Origin of the sequence: Chitinophaga caseinilytica, assembly GCF_038396765.1 — a bacterium.
Lineage (GTDB): Bacteria > Bacteroidota > Bacteroidia > Chitinophagales > Chitinophagaceae > Chitinophaga > Chitinophaga caseinilytica.
Map to the genome: position 1 here is coordinate 2,523,987 of NZ_CP150096.1, position 18,722 is coordinate 2,542,708.

An 18,722-nucleotide genomic window follows, 5' to 3' on the forward strand; every position below is an offset into this window, starting at 1 on the left:
ATTCTCGATCCTTTTCCTCCTGCTGGTTTGCACCGGCACCGCCCTCAGGGCACAGTTCAACACCGGCCGCCTGCCCATGCGCGGCGGGGGCGGCGGCAATACTTCCATGCAGCGGGACACTACCAAGCACGACCATGAGCCCGATACGCTCACGCTCCGCTACCGGTTCCTCGACGAGCCCACCGATTTCATGATCGACTCTTCCATCGCGGATTTCTCGCTGAATTACCTCGGCTTCCCCGCCACCTACATGACCCTCGGCAACAATGGCAACGCCGCCCGCAACCTCGTTTTTTCCCCCGCATGGCCCCCGGGTTCGACGCAGGGTTCCATTCGTACGACGTTTACGGCTTCAACCACCAGAACGCCAAATTCTATAACACCAACCGGCCTTTCTCGGAGCTGTGGTACCTCATCGGCGCCAAACAGGAGCAGATGATCAACCTGCAACACACCCAGAACCGCGGCGAGAAATTCAACTTCTCGTTCCAATACCGGAAAATCAACAGCCCCGGGTTTTTCCAGAACCAGGCCACCAACCACGATAATTATAATGTAACGGCCAATTACAACAGCCAGGACAAACGCTATCACCTTTACTTCAGCTATTACCTCAACAAGATCAATGGCGGCGAAAACGGCGGGCTGCAAAACAATGCCGATCTCAAGGACCCGGAATACTCCGATCCGCGGCTCATTCCCGTACGCCTCGGCGGCAACAATCCGCGCCTCGGCGGCCTCCTCAACACCAATATCCCCGTAAAAAGCTATAACCAGGAAGCGAGCATCCTCGTGCGCCAGCAATACGACTGGGGCCATGGCGATACGGTACATGTGAACGATACCACCGAATATTACAAATTCGACCCCGTTTTCCGCGTAGAGCACACCCTCACCTACACCGAAAACACTTACCGCTACCAGGACGCCGAACCGGATTCCCTGTACTACCGCACCTTTTACAACCTGAACATCCCCCTGAACAATCCCGATACGATCCGGACGCGGCACCGCTGGCGGATCTTCAGCAACGATATTTCGCTCATGCAGTTCCCCATGCGCGGGAACCAGGCGCACTTCATCCGCGTAGGCGCGGCTTTCGAAATGATCAAAGGGCAGTTCGACACCTCCCTGGCCGTCCGCTCGTTCAACGAAGTCTCCTTCACCAACCTCCGCCTCCATGGCGAATACCGTAACAAAACGCGGAATCAGAAATGGGACATCCAGGCCAAGGGAGACCTGTACCCCATCGGCGAGAACGCGGGCGACTATGCCGTTTCCGGCCGCCTCAGCAGCCATCTCAACGAAACACTGGGCCGCATCAGCCTCATGGCCTCCAACGTCAACCGCGAGCCCTCTTACGTTTACCGCTATTTCGGCACCCGCAACAAACAAATCTGGACGAACAACGATCTCAACAAGGAAAACATCACCCAGATCCAGGTGCGGGCCGATAACAAGAAACTCAAATACAGCCTCACCGCCAATTATTTCCTCTACACCAACTACACCTATTTCAAAAGCTTTACGGAAAGCGCGCAGAGCAGCGGTTTGTTCAACCTCCTCCAGCTCGTGGCGTACAAAAGGTTCGATGTAGGCGGATTTACCTTTGACGGAGACGCGGCCTTCCAGCAGATCGCAGGAACGGCGCCCGTGCAGTTGCCCACCGTTTGGGCCCGCCTGCGCGTTGCCTACACGGCCAAGCTCTTCAAAAACCTGAACCTTTACACCGGTCTCGAAGGGAAATATAACACGCCGTATTATGCGGACGATTATTCTCCCATGCTCAGCCAGTTCTTCTACCAGGACGTACTGCAGATCAACAACAAACCCGAAGTGGCGGCTTTCGTACATTTCAGGATCAAGTCTTTGTCGGCCTACGTGCGCGGCGAAAACCTGAACTCCCTGGTGTGGGACAATAACTTCGTATCGCCCCTGTACCCCGCGAACAATTTCGGGATCCGGGTGGGCCTGCGCTGGTGGTTCGTGAACTGATGCCCGTTTCGGCCGAAAAGCGTATATTTGTCATATGAAGAAATTCCTCACCATTTGTATTGCAATACTTTACTCGCTGATTACCAGTGGGTTCAGTGTTAATGTGCATTACTGTATGGGGGAATTGGCTTCCGTTGACCTGCACGATTCCCATGACGAAGGCTGTAATAAATGCGGCATGGAGAAAAAGGGAGAATGCTGTAAAGACGAAGCCCGCTTCGTGAAGTACGACGATTCGCACCAGGGCGCCAAAGCCGGTGTGAGCCTTCCGGAGCCTTCTCCGGTAATTTTGACGCTGTTGCAGCCCGCCTGGCAACCCAGCCTCGCCGCCGCTCCCGTCTTCGCCGAATGGGCGCCCATCAATGCGCCACCACCCAACGGCGTTCCCCGCTACAAACAATTCTGCCTCTTCCTGATTTGATACAACCGTTCGTCACCCGACCCACTGTTGTAACTGAATTTACGTATCCATTCAAACGGCCCCCGGGCCTCAAATCAAGGAAAAATGAAAACGATCCTCTTTGCGCTGGCGTTGACCGGCATTACGTTCTCCGCATCCGCGCAGCAATATAAAAAAGCATCCCTCCAGGCTGCAGGCCTCACCTGCGCCATGTGCTCGAACGCTACCCAGAAAGCACTGAAAACCCTCACTTTCGTTGACAAGATCGACACAGACCTCAACACCACCACCTTCATCCTCCATTTCAAGCCCGGCGCCAACGTCAATATCGACCAGATCCGCCAGAAAGTGGAAGGCGCAGGTTTTTCGGTAGGGAAACTGGTGATGACGGCCGATTTCAACGGCGTGAAAGTGGAAAACGACGCACATGTACCCTTCGCGGGCCAAACCCTGCACTTCGTGAACGTGAAACCCCAGACCCTCAGCGGTGAAAAAGACGTAACGGTGATCGACCGCGACTTCCTTCCCGCCAAATCCTTCAAGAAATACGCCGCCTTCACCAAGATGAAATGCATCAACACCGGTGTCATGGAATCCTGCTGCGGCAGCGACAAGAAGGGTACCCGGGTTTATCACGTCACTATTTAATCTGTCATGATGCTGAAAAAACTGACCATTATCCTCGCCCTCGCAGGCGCAGGCGTTTCGGCACGGGCGCAGGAACTCTACGTGCAAACCGAGCCCGCCAGCAATATGCCCGCCAACTCGATCGGGCTGCGGCTCACCAACAAGTTTTACCCCATGGACCATGCCAGCTATACCGGCTACCGCCTTCAACCCGAAGTGATGCTCGGTATCAGCAAGAAGCTCATGGTGCATGCCAGTGGATATTTTTCCAATGTGATGGAAAACCGCTTCAAGGCGGAAGGAGCGGGGCTGTACGCCAAATACCGCTTCCTGTCTGTGGATGATATGCACTCGCATTTCCGCATGGCAGCCTTCGCGAAGGGCTCCATCATCAACAATCCCTACGCGCCGCCCATGGGCCCCGATCACGATCATACGGCAGGAGCCTTCAATAACCAGGACCTCGATCTCGATGGCATGACCTCCGGCGTGAGCGCGGGCGTGATAGCCACGCAGCTCGTGCATAAGCTCGCCGTTTCGGGGAGTTTGGCGTACGACCGGTACATGAACAACACGCAGCATAATTTGCCCTACGTGTCGCGCAGCGCGCTGAATTACACGCTGTCGGCCGGGTACCTGCTGCTGCCGCGGTCGTACAAAAGCTACAAGCAGACGAACCTGAACCTCTACGTGGAATTGCTGGGCAAATCGAACCTCGACCAATACCGCAGCGGTTATTACGTAGACGTGGCGCCGGCGGTGCAACTGATCATCAACAGCAATTCGCGCATCGATCTCAGCTACCGTACCCAGCTTTTCGGGGACATGGCCCGCATGATGGACCAAAGTTTCCTCGTTCGGTACGAATACAATTTGTATAACATTTTCAAAAAATAGCATGAGCACGGTACTACATATCAAAAACATGGTTTGCCCGCGCTGCGTTAAAATGGTGCGGTACGTGCTGGAGCACGAAGGACAGGTTGTGAAGGATGTGACGTTGGGGAAGGCCGAAATCGAAACCGAGCCCGATGCAGCGGCTACCGCGCGCATCGCCAGGGCTTTGCAGGACGAAGGGTTTCTGTTGCTGGACGACAGGAAAACCCAGATCGTGGAAACCATCAAGAACTTCGTCGTTGAAACCGTCCACTACGGTGAGCTGGATGAAATGAACGAAAACTTTTCCACGCTGCTTTCGCAAAAGCTGCAGAAAGATTACCACATGCTGAGCAAACTGTTTTCCGAAACCGAAAACACGACCATCGAGCAGTTCATCATCCAGCAGAAAATCGAAAAGGTGAAGGAATTGCTTGTATACGGCGAACTGACGCTCAGCGAAATCGCCTACAAGCTGGGATACAGCAGCGTGGCGCATCTTTCCGGACAGTTCAAGAAAGTGACGGGCCTTACGCCCAGTCATTTCAAACAGCTGAAGGAAGAGAAGCGCCGTTCGCTCGACAATATCTGATTCAGACCGCGTTGCTGAACAGCTGCGTTTGCGGCACGTTCCGCCACAGCCGGGCATCGAAAGCCATGCATATGTTCCGTATGTATGGCTTTCCTTTTTCTGTCACGATCACGCCATCGGGCCGCACTTCCACGAGGCCGTCGCGCTCGGGCTCCTGCAGGCGCTGGAGGCTTTCGGAAATGGCGTCGCAGTTAGCGTCCTGCCGGTCCCAATGCGTTTCGAACCGGCACATCAGGTGGAGGATGTGGTTGCGGAGCCGAAGGTCTTCTTTCGTAAGCATATGTCCACGGAAAACAGGGAGCTTCCCCTGGCGGACTTTCTCCTGGTACGCGGCCAGTGATTTTTCGTTTTGCGTATATGCGTTACCGGTATCGCTGATGGCGGAAACGCCCAGCCCGATGAGCAGCGATGTGCGGTGATCTGTATAGCCCATGAAATTCCGGTGGAGGCTCCCGTCTGCCGCGGCTTCGAAGAGTTTGTCGTCGGGCAGGGCGAAGTGGTCCATCCCGATTTCCACGTAGAAATAATTTTCCAGGATCGATTTCCCCAGTTCATACAGTGCGCGTTTCTGATCGCCGGAGGGGAGGTCTTTTTCGCTGAAGAGACGTTGCCCGTTCCCTTTGATCCAGGGTACGTGGGCGTAGCTGTAGAACGAAATGCGCTCTGGGAGGAGGAACATGCATTGCGTGAACGTTTCGCGGATGCTTTTGGGCGTCTGGAGCGGCAGGCCGTAAATGAGGTCGAAGTTGATGGAAGTGTACCCGATCCTGCGCGCCGCTTCCACACAGTTGCGCACGTTTTCGAAGGGTTGTATCCGGTTGATGATGGTCTGGACGTTGAGGTCGAGGTCCTGTATCCCGAGGCTCATCCGCCGGAAACCGAGATCGTACAGCGCCTGCATGTGTTCCGGCGTGGTGTTGTTGGGATGCCCCTCGAAGCTGTGTTCCGCGCCGGGCAGTACGTCGGCCGTTTCGAAGATGGCGTTGAGGAGGCGGGTGAGGTTGGCTGGACTGAAAAACGTCGGCGTTCCCCCGCCCAGGTGCACTTCGCGGATGCGCGGCTTTTCGGGGAAGTGTTGCAAGTACAGCTCCCATTCCTGCAAAACCGTGTTGATATATGGGATTTCGTGATCGTGGTTAACGGTGATGTATTTGTTGCAGCCGCAGTAGGTGCAGAGCCTTTCGCAGAAGGGGAGGTGGATGTAAAGACTGATCCCGTCCTCATTGTTCAGCGCGGCGAATGAGGGCGCGAGCCCTTCCTGCCACTGGTCTTCGCGGAAAGCCGTGGTGTCCCAGTACGGGACGGTCGGGTAACTCGTATATCGCGGGGCGGCTACCTGGTATTTTTTTAACATGGTTGTCATGACTCTCATTTTATGACGCTATTTATGACAGCATTTTTCGATCACTTTTTCTGCATGCGGATGCATTTCGGGGCTAACATAAGGGATGCCGAGGTTGAGGCCGCGGAGGATGAGCAATATCGCCATCACGCCCATCACGTAAGGTATGGCGCGCCTTACGGCGATGCGCCCCCGTATGCCCAGGAGCTGGCTGAACCAGGACACGGCCGCCATCGCAGGAAGCGTTCCTGCGCCGAAAGCGCCCATGAACAGCGCGCCGCCCCACACGCTCCCGGAAGCTACCGCGCCTGCAATGGCCATGTACACCAGTCCGCAGGGCAGAAAACCGTTCAGGAAACCGATGGCGTACAGCGTGCCGGTGCTGCGGCGGGCGAGTAATTTCCCGAGGGCCCGTTGCACCCATCCCATCTTCAGCTTCGGCGTCAGTTTGCCGAAAAGCACGGCGGCCAGGAGCAATACGCCCAAGCCTATCGATAATCCCTGTTGCCATCCGCCGAGGTAAAACTGTTGCCCCAGCCAGCCGAACACGAGGCCCAGCAGCATGTAGGCGGTAACGCGGCCGGCGTTGTAGAGCAGGATGCCACCCATCTTCTTCCAGCCGCTGAGGTGCCGGACGGGCAGCGTGAGGGCGATGGGGCCGCACATGCCCACGCAGTGGAAACTTCCGAGGAAGCCCAGCCCGAGGCCGGAAAAGAGCCATGCGGCGGTGATGGCGGCGGTCATTGTACGTAGAATTGCGTTTCCTGGAAATAGTCTTTACCATCGTGCTGCCATTGCAACTTGATGCGGTAGGGCCCGCGGTCGAACTGCGCGCGGCTCACCAGCAGCTGGCCGGAGGCGTTGAGCAGGAGGGGCAGCACGAAGTCGCGGCGGGAATCCGCCGGACGGTAAAAGTGTACCTGGCCTTGCAGCGGCGCGCCTTTCAGCTCGCCGGGGAAGGTAATCTCGATACTGTCTCCCGGCTGCGTCACGCGCACCGGGGCGGAAAGCTGCCCGGTATTGTTGCACGCATCGATGGTAGCCTGGTATTTCAGCTCTTCGGCGTAGTAGTCGGGCGTTACCATATCGATGCGGGTTTGCATGCTGCGGGTAACGAGCGTGAGGATGCCGATGGCGAAAAGGACGAATACGATGATGATGGAATGACCCCAGTTCATAACAGTACGTTTTTTATTGGCCGACGGGCCCGAGGAAAGTGGTCTTCTTTTCCCCGATCCGTTGGCCGTTTTCATATAATCCTATTTTGAGGACCGATTTTCTTTGATGGATCGCCGTACGCGGCAGCACGATGAAGAAAGTACCTTCTCCCTGCGCTTCCGGTTTCACATGGATGGGCTTGCCCACCACTTCCACTTTTCCGATGCCGCTTTCGATACGCAGTTCCAGCGGCACGTCGGTCTGCGTTTTATTCACGAGCTTGATGCGGTAGAGATTGGTAACGCTGTCTGTTCCGCGCTCCTGGTACAGCATTCCGGCCGTCCGCATGATAGACCCGTCTACCGGTTTGCGGCTGATGAGCAGGAACGTAATGGCTACCAGCAGGAGGGAAAGAATGACGGTGTAAGTCTTCAATCTACCCGTATACCGCAGCGGTTGTTTATTCGCGATGCCGTCTTCGGACGCATACCGGATGAGCCCCGTCGGCCGGCCTACTTTTTCCATCATGAAATTGCAGGCATCGATACAGGCCGTACAGTTTACACATTCCAGCTGCGTGCCGTTCCGGATGTCGATCCCCGTGGGGCAAACGTTCACACATTGCATACAGTCGATACAATCCCCCAGGTCCTGCGCTTCTTTCCTGAATTTCCCGCGCGGTTCGCCTCTTCCGTAATCATATGCCACCACCACGGAATTCTTGTCGAGCAGTACGCTCTGCAGGCGCCCGTACGGGCATACCACCGTGCATACCTGTTCCCTGAAAAACGCGAACACGGCGTAGAACACGAACGAGAAGGCGATCATGGCGAGGAAGCCGCCGAGGTGAACGCTGAGCGGGTCTGTGATGATGTGTTTCAGTTCGCGGACGCCGATGATGTAGGCCAGGAAGGTATTGGCGATGATGACAGACAGGAGGAAGAACGCGGCGTGCTTGCCGGATTTCTTTACGATCTTTTCCGTGTTCCACGGCGCGCGGGCAAGGATTTTCTGCTGCGCTGCGTCTCCTTCGATCCAGTATTCAATTCTCCTGAAAAGCATTTCCATGAAGATCGTCTGCGGACAGATCCATCCGCAGAAAATCCTCCCGAAAGCCATGGTAAACAATACGATGAAGAGGATGAACGCGAGCATGGCCAGGCCGAAGATGAAGAAATCCTGCGGCCAGAACACGGCGCCGAAAATGGTGAAGCGGCCGTTGGGAATGTCGAAAAGGAACAAGGGCCTGCCGTTGATTTGAACGAACGGCAGGCTGAAGAACAGTAGAAAATAACAGATGCTCAGTACCGTTCTGGCTGAATATAGCTTTCCTGACGGTTTCTTGGCATAGATCCATTTGCGTTTTCCTTTCTCGTCGATGGTGGCCAGATGGTCCCTGAACATTTCTTGCGCTTCCATTTTTACCTTGTTTTATTCCGTAACCTCCGCGCCTTCGGGCGCTTTGGGATTGGCCGGCGTCGTGCCTTTTATAGAGTGGATATAGGCGCACAGCTGCGCGATCTGTTTGGGGGAGAAATCATCTTTCCAGGATTTCATCCCTTTATCGGGCACGCCGTACTTGATGGTGGAAAATACTTCGTTCACTTTTCCGCCATGCAGCCAGAATTTATCGGTGAGGTTGGGCCCCACGAGCCCCTGGCCTTCCGGACCGTGGCAGGCGGCGCAGTTGGTGGCGAACATTTTCTGTCCGGCGCCGATGTCTGCCGCTTCGGTGAGGAGTTTCACGTTATTTTCGTCGATGTTGTTAGCGGAATTCTTGAGATATGCTGCTTTCGCTTCCGCCGCTTTCGCATCGGCGATGGCCAGTTCCTGCAATTGCAGCGGCGCGGTTTCGGAGATGTGGTAACGCCAGATGTAAATCACGCCGAAAACGATGCTGAGGTAGAATGCCCAGCGCCACCAGGGCGGGGTAGGGTTGTTCAGCTCGCGGATGCCGTCGTAATCGTGTCCCAGGTCCACTTCTTCTTCGGATTCGGCATCGAGGCTGCGGGTCTTGTTGAGCCGCTCCATCCAGGTGATGCGCGGTTTGCCGGGAACGGCGGCCTTCGCCACTTTTTCCTTTTTCTTCCGGGTGATGCCGGTCAGGATGCGCAATGCCTGGAGGAGGAACAGCAGCACGAGGATCTCGAGCCCTACCACCGTGAGCAGCATATAGAAAGTGGTGTCCGACAATCCCGCTACAACGGGTTGAGACACTTTTTCCACCGCCGCTTCCGCTTCCTGTGCAAAGGCGCCGTGGCCTGCGGCGAGCAGGAGCAATACGAGCGGGAGTTTTTTCATGCGGTCGCGGAAGATGTCGATCGCAGAGATGACCGTATTTCCGAGCACGATGATGGCGATCAGCAGCCCGAACGCGATGGTGATCAGCAGGATGGCCACCGGGTGCGTGAGCTCGCCGTAAGGATCGGGCGGCGCACCGGCTGCGAATGCCTGCAGGGTGAAGATGGTCAGCAGAAATGTAAGAATGCGTTTCATGGGCTTGCTATTTTTCAGGTGCGTCGTTGTCGATCGGGTAATGACTGATGGCGTCCATCGTCTGCTTGTCTGTCCGGAAGGCGAGGTACGCCGCGGCGAGGAAGAAGACGGAGAAAAGGATCAGCGACACCATCGGGTAAATGCTGACGTCTTGTATCGTTTTGAGATAGTTGATGAATTTCATGGCGATCAGTTGTTGGATGCGGTGGTTTTAATGTCTTTACCAAGTCTTTGCAGGTAGGCGATGAGGGCTACGATCTCACGGTCTGCCGGAATTTCCAGTTTATCCTTTTTCAGGTTGGCGGCGATTTCGTTCGCCTGTTTTTCCAGGTCGGCTTTCGACTGCTGCTCGTACCCTTCTGCGTACGGTACGCCGATCTTGCGCATGACGTTGATCATGGCGGGCGTCTTGCCTTTGTCTATCCGGTTGTCGAACAGCCAGGGGTACGAGGGCATGATGGAACCGGGGCTCATCGATACGGGGTCGAGCATGTGGTTGAAGTGCCAGGAGTCCGGGTACTTGCCGCCGAGCCTGGCCAGATCGGGCCCTGTTCGTTTGGAGCCCCATTGGAACGGGTGGTCGTAAATGAACTCGCCTGCTTTGGAATATTCGCCGTAGCGGGCCACTTCGTCGCGGAAGGGGCGCACCATCTGGGAGTGACAGGTGTAACAGCCTTCGCGGACGTAAATGTCGCGGCCATGGAGCTCCAGCGGGGTATACGGTTTCACGCTGCTGATGGTGGGAATGTTGCTGCGTACCAGGAAGGTGGGCACCATTTCCAGGATACCGCCGATCCCAACCACGATAAGGCTGAACACGACCATCTGCACGGGGCGCTTCTCGATCCAGTTGTGCCAGTGGCCTTTGTCTTTGCTGTTGGCTACGGCCGCCACTTTCACGAGCGGCGCGGCTTCTGCGGGCTCGTCGGCCACGAAAGTTCCGCGGCGGACGGTTTTGCTGATATTTACGATCATGAGTACCACACCGGAAACGTAGAGCAATCCACCGAGTGCGCGCAGGGCGTACATGGGAACGATGACGTTCACGGTTTCGATGAACTGGTATTTCAGCGTTCCGTCTTCCGTAAACTGTTTCCACATCATGCTTTGCGTAAACGCAGCCCAGTAGAGGGGAATGGCGTAGAAGATGATACCGAGCGTACCGATCCAGAAGTGGGCGTTGGCCCATTTGCGGGAGTATAATTGGGTGTTGAACAGCCGGGGGATCATCCAGTACAGGATGCCGAAGGTCAGGAAGCCGTTCCAGCCGAGGGCGCCTACGTGTACGTGCGCGATCGTCCAGTCGGTATAGTGGCTGATGGCGTTCACGTTCTTGAGCGAAAGCATCGGTCCTTCGAAAGTAGCCATACCATAAGCGGTGAGCGCCACTACGAAGAATTTCAGCACGGCGTCTTCCCGCACACGGTCCCACGCGCCACGGAGTGTCAGCAGGCCGTTGAGCATACCACCCCAGGAGGGCGCGATGAGCATGATGGAGAATACGGTGCCGAGGGATTGCGCCCATTCAGGCAATGCGGTATACAACAGGTGGTGCGGCCCGGCCCAGATGTAAATAAAGATCAGCGCCCAGAAGTGGATGATCGACCAGCGGTAGGAATAAACCGGGCGGTTGGCGGCTTTCGGTACGAAATAGTACATAAGGCCGAGGTAAGGCGTGGTGAGGAAGAATGCCACGGCATTGTGGCCGTACCACCATTGCACCAGCGCGTCCTGCACACCGGCGTACCAGGAATAGCTCTTGAAAAGCGAGAGCGGCATCTCGAAAGAGTTCACGATATGCAGCATGGCGATGGCCACCCAGGTACCGATGTAGAACCAGATGGCTACGTAGAGATGGCTCACGCGGCGCTTGAGGATGGTGCCGAGCATGTTGGCGCCGAACACCACCCAGATGAGGGTAATGGCGATGTCGAACGGCCATTCCAGCTCCGCGTATTCTTTACCGGTGGTGTAACCGAGGAACAGGGTGAGCGCGCCGCCGGCGATGATGGCCTGCCAGCCCCAGAAGTGGATTTTGCTGAGCAGATCGCTCCACATGCGGGCTTTACAAAGGCGCTGCAGGGAATAATACACCCCCATGAAAATGCCGTTGCCCACGAATGCGAAAATCACTGCATTGGTGTGCACAGGCCGGAGGCGTCCGAAAGTAATGGGCGCGAAGCCGAGGTTGGCGCCGGGGATGACGAGCTCCAGCGCAGCCCAGAGGCCCGCCAGCATGCCGATCAGACCCCAGAAAATGGCGGCATAGGCAAACCATTTGACGGTGCGGTTGTCGTACGAGAATTTTTCAAGAGACATATGAACGGAGGTTTATTCTTTACTGGTTTTATCGTCGAAAAGGATCCGGTGCGCGGGAGAGTAATCGTCGTCGTACTGCCCGTCTTTGACAGACCATATAAAGGCGACCAGAAAAAAGATGGCTACGGCGAGGCTGGCGCACAACAGCATGATGATCACACTCATTTGTTAAAGTTTTTGTAATTGTGGTGTAAAAGTATCGAGGCGGCCGCCGGTATTGGATGACACGCGTCAAACCACCCGATGATGCTCATCAACGCAACAGTTTCCTGCCGGCATATTCGCTCATCCCCCAGGTCAGCAAGATGATGCTGATGGAGCTGGAAGGCATGAGGATGGCCGCTGTCAACGGGCTCAGTATCCCCTGCACGGCGAAGAAAAGGCCGGTCAGATTGTACACGATCGAGTATACGAAAGCGATGAGAATGATGCGTTTGTTGATTTTGCTCATCCGGATGAAAGCCGGCAGGCGGTGGAGCTGCGATGCTTCCAGGATGCCGTCGCTGGCGGGGGTGAAGTTGTTGGAGTCTTCGGTAAGACTGATCCCGCAGTCGCTCTGGCGCAGGGCGCCGGCATCGTTCAGCCCGTCTCCGATCATCAGTACTTTTTCCCCTTTTTCCTGCAACTGCACGATGCGGTCGAGCTTGTCGTGCGCCTGCTGCTTGAAAAGCAACGTGGCGTTGGGGCCCATCATCCTGCGGAGGTTGTCCGCTTCCCCCGGCTGATCGCCCGAAAGGAGCGTGAGTCCGAAATGGCGCTGCAATTCGTCCAGCATTTCGGGAATGCCTTGTCTGTAAGCATGTTTCAGCAGATAATACCCCGCATGGTCGCCGTTTATATTGACATGGACCACGCTGGCGCCGGGCGTTTCCGCATCGCGCGCGCCGGTGTAGGCCGCGCTGCCGAGCTGAACGTGCATCTGGTGCACCCATCCCTGCAAGCCCTGCCCCGTCTGTTCGCTGAACCGGTCGATGGTGTGTACGATAGGTTTACCTACGAACTCGCGCACCTGGCGACTGGCCGGGTGCTGGGAATGCGCCGTCAAAGCCGCTACTGCGCTTACTTCCGCATGCGTCAGTTCCCGCCCGTGCCACGTTACGGTAGTGCTCGATTTGCCCGTCAGCGTCCCCGTTTTGTCGAACACGATATGCGTGAGCCCCGCCATCCGCTCGATGGCCTGGGCGTTGCGGAGGTAAAGTTTATGCCGGCTGAGGATGCGCAGCATATGGCCGTTGGTGAAGGAGGCGGCCAGCAGCAACGCGCAGGGGCAGGCGATGATGAGGATCGCCGTCACGGCGGGCCAGATCTTCGCACTGTCGTAAATCCCCCAGTAAATGGCGGTAACGGCGGCGATGATCAGCACCACCCAGGTGAAATATTGTCCGAGCAGGTGTATGAACGAGGGTTTGCCGGGATTGTCCTTCCGCAGTTCCTCGCGGTTCCAGAGGCTGGTGAGGTAACTTTGCGCCACTTCGCGGATGGTGAGGATTTCCATGTTCCCGTCCAGCTGGCGCCCGCCGGCGTAAATGATTTCGCCCATCTGCTTGCGCACCGGCACGGATTCTCCCGTCACGAAACTATAATCGATCAACGCGGAACCCTTTACCAGCAAGCCATCGGCCGGTATCAGCTCCTGGTGGTGGATGAGGAGCGTATCGCCAGTTTTGACGTCGGGCAACTGCGTGGGCGCTTCTTCCCCGTTTTTCATCACGGTAACGGCAATGGGGAAATAGGCGGTATAATCCCGGTCGAACGAAAGCCCCCGGTACGTTTTATCCTGCAACAGCCGGCCGATGAGCATGAACATGACGATGCCGGTCATGGAGTCGAAATACCCGCCGCCCGAGCCGGAAAGCACATCCACCACGCTGCGGGTAAAGGTGGTGACGATGGCGAGCACGATAGGCAGGTCGATATTGAGGAAACCATGCTTCAGGCCTTTCCAGGCGGGCATATAGAAAGCCTGGGCGGAGTAGAAGAAAACGGGAAGGGAGAGGAGGAGGTTGAGGTATCTGAAAACCACGGTCATCTGGCCTTCCATATGCCCTTCGCCTGAAAAGTATTCGGGGAACGACAGTAGCATGATGTTGGAGAAGCAAAATCCGGCCACGCCCAGCTGATAGATGAGTTTGCGGTTGGGCGCGGGTTTGCGGGCGCGGAGGTCTTGCAGGGAAATATACGGTTCATAGCCGATGCTGGTGAGCGTTTCGGCGATTTTTCGCAAAGTAGTTTGAGAAGGATCGTAGATGATGTGGGCTTCCTTTTCCGCGAAATTGACTTCGGTGCGCTGCACGCCGGGGTCGAGGCGATGGAGGTTTTCCAGGAGCCAGAGGCACGAGCTGCAATGGATGTGCGGAATGTGGAAGGTGACGTGGGCCTGCTTTTCGTCGCGATACCGGAGCAGCTGCTGCTGGGTGCGCTCGTCGTCCAGGAAAGCGAATTTGTCTTTACGGACGGTCTGGCGCTGCGCTACGCCCGGTTTTTCGTTGATCTCGTAATACCGGCAAAGGCCGTTATCGTTCAGCAGTTCGTACACTGCCTGGCAACCCTGGCAGCAGAACTGGTCTTCGGGTGGGCAAGGTTCACCGCAATGCGCGCACTGGTGGCTGACTTCCCGGGCTTGTTTGATCATGGCCCAAAAGTATCCGCCATTGCGCGCATGGGCGATGAGTGGCATCACGCCGGCCGATGATCGTCATCAGCTTCCCTGCAGGGAAAGTATGAACCCGGTCAGTTGCGCGATCTGCCGGTCGCTCAGCTGTTTCTCCCAGGCCTGCATGCCTTTGAGGGGCACACCGAACTTGATGGTTTTGAAAATCTCGTTGGGGCTGCCGCCGTGGAGCCACTGGTCGTCTGTCAGGTTTGGCCCGATCGTTCCTTTGGCGTTCCCGCCGTGGCAGGCGGTGCATTTGCGGCTGAAAAGCTGTTTCCCGGCCTGTATGTCGGCCGCATCCGTGAGCAGTGGCACGTTGGCGGGGTCGATGGGCGCTTCCGCGGCCTTGGGGACTGCGGCCACGGCGCCTTTTTCGGCGGGAGCCGCGTTCGAAGGGTTGTTCAGCGCAAAAATCCATACGTAGCCCAGAACACCGGCGAGGATGAAGGTGCTGGCCCAGGCCTTGTTGCCCACGCTGATGCCCGTCAGGAAGCGGAGGAGCCACAACAGCGCCAGGATCACCACTACTTCCAGGATGAGCACGGCCGCCAGGGTGGCGAACATATCGTTGGGCAATGCGGGTACGATAGCCGCGGCAGCAAAACATTTGCCCAGTTGTTTTTTGATGTGTTTTTCGCGGTATACGTCCATCGCGGAGATAACCGTGGAGCCGAGGAGGGCGATGACAAGCAGCAGGCCGATGGCCGTCAGGAGCATAAACAACGCTACGGGGTGTGTGAGCTCCATCCAGGTGGAATCGTTCATAGGTTCAGATTTGACAATAGAAAGCTACGAAGGGGCGTCATGACAGGGGATGAGGCGCCTCAGGCGGGCGGCTGACTTTGATCAGTTGGCCGGCCGGGAATGTTGTAATAGAAGGACATAATTGTGTAACGACGGGGCCGCGGGGTTGGGGTACCTTTGCTTTATCATTCAAAATGCGCCATTTATGAAATTGATTAAAAGCATATTCCGATTTATCGGTTCACTCTTTGTGAAGAAAAATTGTTGCAAGTAAAAAATCAGAGCATGAAACGAATCACACTACTGGCCTTTTTGACGATCGCCACCATATCCGCCTTCGCGCAGCACGAGCATCATCAGATGCCGAAAAAAGATACCGTTCCCGCGAAAGACCCGCACGCCGGCCACAACATGCCGATGCAGAAAGACACCATGCAAATGGACCACGCCGGCCACGATATGGGCAATATGACCCACGCCTACAGCCTCAACCTTCCCATGAGCCGCAACGGTTCGGGAACGAGCTGGCTGCCCGATAACAGCCCGATGTACATGTATATGACCGGCAACGACCGCACCAACTTCATGTTCCACGGCAACGTGTTCATCCGTTATACCTCCACCGACTTCACCGCCAAAGGGAGCCGCGGCGCCGCCAAATTCGACGCGCCCAACTGGTTCATGGGCATGATGAACCATCGGGTGGGTAAAAAAGGCCTCTTCAACGCCACGGTGATGGTCAGCTTCGATAAGCTCGTCATGGGTGGGGAAGGGTACCCGCTGCTCTATCAATCCGGCGAAACCTGGAACGGCAAGCCGCTGGTAGACCGTCAGCACCCGCACGATCTCTTCGCCGCCGTGAGCGTGGGCTACACGCACGCTATCAATAAAGACATGGACGTTTACGCTTACCTGGGCTACCCCGGCGAGCCGGGCATCAGCGCACCGGCCTTCATGCACCGCGTTTCGGCCATGAACAACCCCGACGCGCCGCTGGGCCACCACTGGCAAGACGCTACGCACATTACCTTCGGCGTTGGTACCCTGGGCTTCCGGTACAAACAGGTGAAAGCCGAATTCTCCAGCTTCACGGGCCGCGAACCGGACGAGAATCGCTATAATTTCGATAAACCGCTGTTCGACAGCTACGCTTACCGCGTGAGCTACAACCCCTCGCGCCAGTGGGCCCTGCAATTCTCCCAGGCGTTCGTCCACAGCCCGGAAGCCGGCGAGCCCGACGAAAACGTGACCCGCACCACCGCCTCGGCCATTCACACCGTCCCTTTCCGCAAACCCGGCAGCTTCGTGGCTTCCACGGCAGTTTGGGGATTGAATTCGAAGTCCGACGGACATAAGGAACATTCCATCCTCGCCGAAAGCAACCTCCAGCTGCAAAAGAACGCGGTTTACGGACGGTACGAATTCGTGGAGAAATCCACCCACGAACTGCAACTCGAAGACCAGTTCGGGGAAGATAAATTCGGCGTACATGCCTTTACGTTAGGATACGCCCGTACGCTCGGCACTTTCTGGAAAACGAACGTGGCACTCGGCGCACAGGGAACGGCACATTTTACCAATTCGGCACTCGACGGGCTGTACGGAAAGAATCCGCTCAGTGGTCAAATATACCTGCGGATCAGCCCCGCGATGCATAGATAAATATTAAGGATTAAGTAATTACATCAATTGTGAAAACCTGCGGGAAATACGTATTCCCCGCAGGTTTTTACGCATTATGGCGGAATCACACGTTCATTGCAGCACGGTCTTTGCAATAATCACTACATTCGACACCAAATTCAATCGGATCCAAAGAATGAGATACTGCAAGATCATACCGGCGATGCTTTGCATCATGGCTATGGGCGCCGCCTGCGGGCAGAAGAAGGGAAAACCCCGTCAGCAGGAAGTTGTTAAAAACGTTCAGCAACTAGACGAGGTAGTGCCGCAGCAGATCGTGGAAAGACTGCAATATGTAGACGGGAACGACGGGTTGATGGAAGACAGCGTGATGGCGCTCAGTCCAGCCGCGCTGCATGCCGCGTACGACGGGCAGGGCGGGAAGGCGATATGGTCGAGCAACGGGAAGGCGATCCCCCAGGCCGACAGTCTTTTCCGCTGGATCAGGGACGCCCGGTTATACGGATTGAACCCTGCGCATTACCACGCCGTCGCATTGCAGCAGGCGCTGGAACGAAGGAATACGGACAAGGAATCCCTCCGCGACGCGGCGCTCTGGGCGCAAACCGACGTCCTGCTCACAGACGCGTTTTTCAAACTGGCGAGCCATTTGCATTACGGCGTTATTCCGCGGGACAGCATTGCGTTGAGAAAGGATTCGCTGCTGACGGACGATGTCCTCAATATGCTCCTCCGGGAAGCCATTACCGGCAATCATATCAGCGAAATTTTACAATCCCGCGAACCGACGCACGAAGCGTACCGGCTGCTCAAAATCGGGCTGGCGGAATACGAATCCCGGTATAAGGATGTGGTGTGGGATACGCTGCCTTCCGAATACACGGATACCGTCGCTTTCCGGCACCAGCTGGCGGTGAGGCTCGCGGAAACGGGGCATCTCGATACGCTGGAAAATAACATCGGAGATACCGTGGCGCTGAAGAAAGCCGTCAAACAGTTCCAGCAGGAAATCAATTTATACCCGGACGGTGTGGCCGGTAAACGGACCATCCAGTACCTGAACCGCCAGCCGGGAGACTGGATCGAACAGGCCGGCATCAACCTCGACCGCTGGCGCAAAATGCCCGATACTTTACCGGCGCGTTACCTCATGGTGAACATTCCCGCATTCCGCTTGCAGGTGTGGGACGATTCGGCCGGCACCGTACTGGAATCCCGCGTGATCGTGGGAACGCCCCGCACGCGTACGCCGCAGCTCAGTTCCGTGATGACCAATTTCGTGCTGTATCCATACTGGCGCGTGCCGTACAGCATCGTGTTCAAGGAAATGCTGCCGCAGATCAAAAAGAACAGGCATTACCTCGTCGAAAAGAACCTCGAAGTGGTAGACCATCACGGCAATATCATTTCCCCCGATTCCATCGACTGGCAGAAGCTCAACAAGAATTACTTCCCGTATGTGTTGCGGCAGATGGATGGATTGGATAATTCGCTGGGCATTATGAAGTTCAACTTCGCCAACCGTTTCAGCGTATACCTCCACGATACCAATAACCGCAAGCTTTTCGCCAATTCCAACCGCGCCCTCAGCCATGGCTGCGTGCGGGTACAGGCCTGGGACAGCCTCGCCATGTACCTCGTGAGCAGCGATCCCCGGCCGGAGATGGCAGACAGTGTGCGGGCGTGGCTCAGCCGGGAAGAACAACGGACGTACGCCTTCCCGAAGCGGTTGCCCATTTATATCCGCTATTTCTCTTCCGAGTACCGCGACGGGCGCCTGCGGTTTTATGAAGACGTATACGGGGAAGACGCCCGCGTCCGGCAGTATCTTCGTTAATACCATTCATTCCTTAAATCATACGATTCACGAATCACG

The 18,722-nt window shown here is 56.3% G+C and carries 17 protein-coding genes; 7 read left to right on the top strand and 10 right to left on the bottom strand.

All coding sequences use genetic code 11. The features are described 5' to 3' along the window. Positions 1 to 303: 303 nt before the first annotated feature. The 5 genes from WJU22_RS10575 (at position 304) to WJU22_RS10595 (ending at position 4,490) form a co-directional block, all read left to right on the top strand. Entirely contained in the window at positions 304 to 1,995 is a 1,692-nt protein-coding gene (locus WJU22_RS10575) for a putative porin (protein ID WP_341843207.1), read from the top strand. Between the two features lie 34 nt (positions 1,996 to 2,029). Further along, positions 2,030 to 2,416 carry an HYC_CC_PP family protein gene (locus WJU22_RS10580; protein ID WP_423736279.1) on the top strand — a complete coding sequence of 129 codons (387 nt, stop codon included), beginning with the start codon at positions 2,030 to 2,032 and terminating at the stop codon, positions 2,414 to 2,416. Between the two features lie 84 nt (positions 2,417 to 2,500). Beyond that, the gene (locus WJU22_RS10585; RefSeq protein WP_341843209.1) at positions 2,501 to 3,043 is read left to right on the top strand and encodes a heavy metal-associated domain-containing protein; all 543 of its coding nucleotides are present in this window, start codon (positions 2,501 to 2,503) and stop codon (positions 3,041 to 3,043) included. Between the two features lie 6 nt (positions 3,044 to 3,049). Next, positions 3,050 to 3,919 carry a hypothetical protein gene (locus WJU22_RS10590; protein ID WP_341843210.1) on the top strand — a complete coding sequence of 290 codons (870 nt, stop codon included), beginning with the start codon at positions 3,050 to 3,052 and terminating at the stop codon, positions 3,917 to 3,919. 1 nt (position 3,920) lies between these two features. Then, entirely contained in the window at positions 3,921 to 4,490 is a 570-nt protein-coding gene (locus tag WJU22_RS10595) for an AraC family transcriptional regulator (RefSeq protein WP_341843211.1), read from the top strand. A gap of 1 nt (position 4,491) precedes the next feature. Here WJU22_RS10595 and hemN read toward each other — a convergent pair whose 3' ends face one another. The 10 genes from hemN to WJU22_RS10645 form a co-directional block, all read right to left on the bottom strand. After that, positions 4,492 to 5,853, bottom strand: coding sequence for an oxygen-independent coproporphyrinogen III oxidase (gene hemN, locus WJU22_RS10600; RefSeq protein ID WP_341843212.1), 1,362 nt, complete (start codon positions 5,851 to 5,853; stop codon positions 4,492 to 4,494). 18 nt (positions 5,854 to 5,871) lie between these two features. Further along, complete coding sequence (locus WJU22_RS10605; protein ID WP_341843213.1) at positions 5,872 to 6,576, bottom strand: sulfite exporter TauE/SafE family protein; 705 nt, start codon at positions 6,574 to 6,576, stop codon at positions 5,872 to 5,874. Next, on the bottom strand, positions 6,573 to 7,010 hold the full coding sequence (locus WJU22_RS10610; protein ID WP_341843214.1) for a FixH family protein: 438 nt from the start codon (positions 7,008 to 7,010) through the stop codon (positions 6,573 to 6,575). The genes WJU22_RS10605 and WJU22_RS10610 overlap by 4 nt, the downstream gene beginning before the upstream one ends. A 13-nt stretch (positions 7,011 to 7,023) precedes the next feature. After that, on the bottom strand, positions 7,024 to 8,409 hold the full coding sequence (gene ccoG, locus WJU22_RS10615) for a cytochrome c oxidase accessory protein CcoG (RefSeq protein ID WP_341843215.1): 1,386 nt from the start codon (positions 8,407 to 8,409) through the stop codon (positions 7,024 to 7,026). 12 nt (positions 8,410 to 8,421) lie between these two features. Next, complete coding sequence (locus WJU22_RS10620) at positions 8,422 to 9,486, bottom strand: cbb3-type cytochrome c oxidase N-terminal domain-containing protein (protein WP_341843216.1); 1,065 nt, start codon at positions 9,484 to 9,486, stop codon at positions 8,422 to 8,424. A gap of 7 nt (positions 9,487 to 9,493) precedes the next feature. Beyond that, positions 9,494 to 9,670: a CcoQ/FixQ family Cbb3-type cytochrome c oxidase assembly chaperone gene (locus WJU22_RS10625; protein ID WP_126245431.1), complete on the bottom strand. Its 177-nt coding sequence runs from the start codon at positions 9,668 to 9,670 to the stop codon at positions 9,494 to 9,496. 5 nt (positions 9,671 to 9,675) lie between these two features. Beyond that, complete coding sequence (gene ccoN, locus WJU22_RS10630) at positions 9,676 to 11,805, bottom strand: cytochrome-c oxidase, cbb3-type subunit I (protein WP_341843217.1); 2,130 nt, start codon at positions 11,803 to 11,805, stop codon at positions 9,676 to 9,678. A gap of 12 nt (positions 11,806 to 11,817) precedes the next feature. Continuing rightward, positions 11,818 to 11,970, bottom strand: coding sequence for a cbb3-type cytochrome oxidase assembly protein CcoS (ccoS, locus tag WJU22_RS10635; protein WP_341843218.1), 153 nt, complete (start codon positions 11,968 to 11,970; stop codon positions 11,818 to 11,820). 88 nt (positions 11,971 to 12,058) lie between these two features. Further along, on the bottom strand, positions 12,059 to 14,437 hold the full coding sequence (locus WJU22_RS10640; RefSeq protein ID WP_341843219.1) for a heavy metal translocating P-type ATPase: 2,379 nt from the start codon (positions 14,435 to 14,437) through the stop codon (positions 12,059 to 12,061). A gap of 66 nt (positions 14,438 to 14,503) precedes the next feature. Beyond that, positions 14,504 to 15,223 (bottom strand): c-type cytochrome, encoded by a 720-nt coding sequence (locus tag WJU22_RS10645; protein WP_341843220.1) that lies wholly within the window; start codon positions 15,221 to 15,223, stop codon positions 14,504 to 14,506. A 264-nt stretch (positions 15,224 to 15,487) separates the two neighbouring features. Between WJU22_RS10645 and WJU22_RS10650 the strand changes: the two genes are divergently transcribed. Then, complete coding sequence (locus WJU22_RS10650) at positions 15,488 to 16,864, top strand: hypothetical protein (RefSeq protein ID WP_341843221.1); 1,377 nt, start codon at positions 15,488 to 15,490, stop codon at positions 16,862 to 16,864. A 157-nt stretch (positions 16,865 to 17,021) separates the two neighbouring features. Further along, entirely contained in the window at positions 17,022 to 18,683 is a 1,662-nt protein-coding gene (locus WJU22_RS10655; protein ID WP_341843222.1) for a L,D-transpeptidase family protein, read from the top strand. Positions 18,684 to 18,722: the final 39 nt, after the last annotated feature.